At 60.7% G+C, this 3,046-nt stretch carries 3 protein-coding genes; all 3 read right to left on the reverse strand.

Annotation, left to right across the window (positions count from 1 at the left end; translation table 11 throughout):
* Positions 1 to 250: 250 nt before the first annotated feature.
* The 3 genes from AC04SI_RS33140 to AC04SI_RS33150 all read right to left on the reverse strand — a co-directional run bounded on the left by AC04SI_RS33140 (position 251) and on the right by AC04SI_RS33150 (position 2,980).
* A complete protein-coding gene (locus tag AC04SI_RS33140) occupies positions 251 to 757 on the reverse strand; it encodes a YciE/YciF ferroxidase family protein (RefSeq protein WP_404282758.1) in 507 nt (168 codons plus the stop codon).
* Between the two features lie 180 nt (positions 758 to 937).
* A complete protein-coding gene (locus tag AC04SI_RS33145) occupies positions 938 to 1,909 on the reverse strand; it encodes an SDR family oxidoreductase (RefSeq protein WP_404282757.1) in 972 nt (323 codons plus the stop codon).
* A gap of 84 nt (positions 1,910 to 1,993) precedes the next feature.
* Entirely contained in the window at positions 1,994 to 2,980 is a 987-nt protein-coding gene (locus AC04SI_RS33150) for a YihY/virulence factor BrkB family protein (protein ID WP_404282756.1), read from the reverse strand.
* Positions 2,981 to 3,046 lie beyond the last annotated feature (66 nt).

The raw sequence follows: 3,046 nt of genomic DNA on the forward strand, positions 1-3,046 counted from the left end.
CTCAAGCACTGGCTGCGCAAGGCTGCCAAGCGAACAGTCGAAACCGTCTGTGGCGCTATCGGCCAAATCCTTGGCACCGTCACTTCAAACGAATGCCAAAATTACTTCACTGAAGCCGGATATGCCCAACCTAAGTTCATCCCGCTCTAATGTTCCATTCCTCGCGGAGCCATTCGATTGAAAGTAGTCCGAGCCCTGGTGACCGGTCACCAGGGCTCGGGACGACAATAGAGGGGATGTCTGCCTGCCGTTACGCGGCTTCCGCCGCCGCGTTGACGGCCGATCCAGCAAGTTCGGTGAGTGCCGCGTCGGTTTCTTTCTCCTCGATCAGCGTCAGGTCCAGGAGATTGACCGCCTCGGTCAGTCCGAGTTCGGATGCCCAGGTCCGTAGCGTGCCATAGCGCGAAATCTCATAGTGCTCGACGGCCTGTGCTGCCGCCAGGAGGCCGGCATCCAGAGACGGCGAGCCCTTATATTCCTTGATGATCTCGGCGCCTTCCTCGGTGATGCCCATGATGGCGGCACACGTTTTGCCAGCCGGTTTCTTGTCGATGACCTCGAAGACTTCCTCGAGGCGAGCAACATGCTCTTCGGTCTGATTGCGATGCTTTTCGAATGCCAATTTCAGAGCCTCGCTTTGCGCTGCCTTTGCCATCTTCGGCAACGTGATGAGAATCTTCTTCTCGGCGAAATACATGTCCTTGAGTGTGTCGTGGAAGAGTTCATTCAGACCCTTCGATGCAGCCTTGGTCGCCATGGGGTTGGTCCTTCTTGGTTGTTCCCTCGCCTCGACATGAGGTCTTAGGAAACAGCCAGTCTCTCGCCTTGTTCCAAACGAAACGAAATTCTTTCCGCACGGAGTCGAGCCCTGTCATGGGGCATAGGGTTCCGCCCTTGAATGCTGAGTGAGCGGCTCGATTTCAGGAGCCAACCCAGATCAATACCCGCCAACGATCGGCAGGATCTCGCCGGTGATGTAGCTGGAGCATTGCGGCGAGGCCAGGAACACATAGGCCGGCGCGATCTCCTCCGGCTGGGCCGGGCGCTTCATCGGCGTCTTCGCACCGAACACCGAGACGTCCTCGGCCTCTTTCTCCGACGGGTTGAGCGGCGTCCATACCGGCCCCGGCGCCACCGCGTTGACGCGGATGCCCTTGCCGATGAGACTGCCCGACAACGCACGGGTGAAGGCGTGGATGCCGCCCTTGGTCATCGAATAGTCGACCAGATGCTTCGAGCCGTCGATGCCGGTGACCGAGCCGGTGTTGATGATGGCCGAACCCGGCCTCATGTGCGGCACCGCCTCCTGCGCCATATGGAAATAGCCGTAGAGATTGGTCTTCAGCGTGGTGTCGAAATGCTCCTCGGTAAGGTCGGTGAAATCGACCGAATGCACCTGGAACGCGGCGTTGTTGACCAGCACGTCGAGACCGCCCAACTGCTTCACCGTCCGTTCCACCGCGCGGCGGCAGAAGGCGCGGCTGGCGACATCGCCGCGCAGCGCCAGGCAGCGCCGGCCCTCGGCCTCGACCGCCTGCTTCGTCGTCTCGGCGTCGCGGTCCTCGCTGAGATAGGCGATGGCGATGTCGGCGCCCTCGCGCGCGAACAACACGGCGACCGCCCGGCCGATGCCGGAATCGCCGCCGGTGATCAGCGCCACCTTGCCATCGAGCTTTTTCGAGCCCTGCCAGAACGGCGCGTCATAGAGCGGCGCCGGCTCGATCTTCCACTCTTCGCCGGGCTTGGGGTGATGCTGCTTCGGGAAAGGCGGCTCGGGATAGAGGCGAGCTCCCGCCTGCATGGCGCCGGCGGATTTCGCCTTCGACCTGCGGCGATCGTCGGCATCGACCTTGCGCTGCACGCGCCGCTGCTTTTGCGTGGCTTTCGAGGTATTGGATTTTGTCAGCATCGGTTTCTCCTTCGCTCAAGAAGGAACAACGCCGGCGGACACAAAAGGTTGGCGGCGTCGAACCGCTGTCGAAGTGCCTCAGACCTATTTGTCGGTCCGCCGGATTCGTGAAATGGCCGCGGTGACCAGACTGCTGAGGACAATCCACATGACGACCTCGGTTTTCGACGCGGTTCGATCGGTCCGCCTTGCCCCAGTGCTCGCCGCTACGACCGGTGCCAGATCGGGCCGGCTCCCCTGCCTGATGGAATAGGCTCGGGTGATTTCCGCGCCGAACAGAAAAATCTGCGTTGAATAATATACCCATAGCAGCACGACCAGCAGCGCGCCGGCCGCCCCATATGACGTCGCGATGGCGCTTGTTCCGATGTACCAGCCGATCAGCGACTTGCCGACCGTGAAAAGAAATGCGGTCACGATGGAGCCGATGGCCACGTCGCGCCATCTCAGGGTCCTGTCAGGCAGGACCTTGTAGATTGCGGCGAACAGCAGGGCGATCAGGACAAAAGACACGATCGTGTTGATTGCGCTCACGATCAGTTCGCCAAAAGGCAGATGCGCGTTGATGATGTCGCCGAGGGCCGAGATCGCCGTGCTTGCCGCCAGAGACACGAGCAGTATGAAACCCAACGCGGCCACCAGACCCAGACTTGCCGCGCGAGCCCGCACCAATCGTGAAAACGACGTACCGCTCGGCCTGACCTTCCAGATCTCATTCAGCGAAAGCTGCATTTCGCCGAAGACGCCTGATGCGGTGAAAATCAGGGTCACCAAGCCCAATATCGTGGCCAATGTGCTCGCCGATTTCTGCGATGCGGTTTCGATCGCGGCCTGCAAAAGGTCGGCGCTCTGTGGACCCATCACCCCTGATATCTGCGCCGAAAGGGCGAGTTCGGCGGCATCATTGCCGAAGGCGAAGCCTGCGATGGCAACGATGATGAGCAGGATCGGCGCCAGCGACGTGGTGGCATAAAAGGCCATCGCGGCACCGTGGCTCAATGCGTTGTCGTTTGCGAAGCCGCTGATGCTTTCCTTCAGAAGTTCCCAGCCCTCACCCACCCAGCCTGGCATTGCCTCACCATCTCCGTTTCGCGCCTATTTTGACGCGATCATCGAGTTCCATGCACTGCCCTTTGC

The sequence above is a fragment of the Mesorhizobium sp. CNPSo 4689 genome (genome assembly GCF_057784325.1).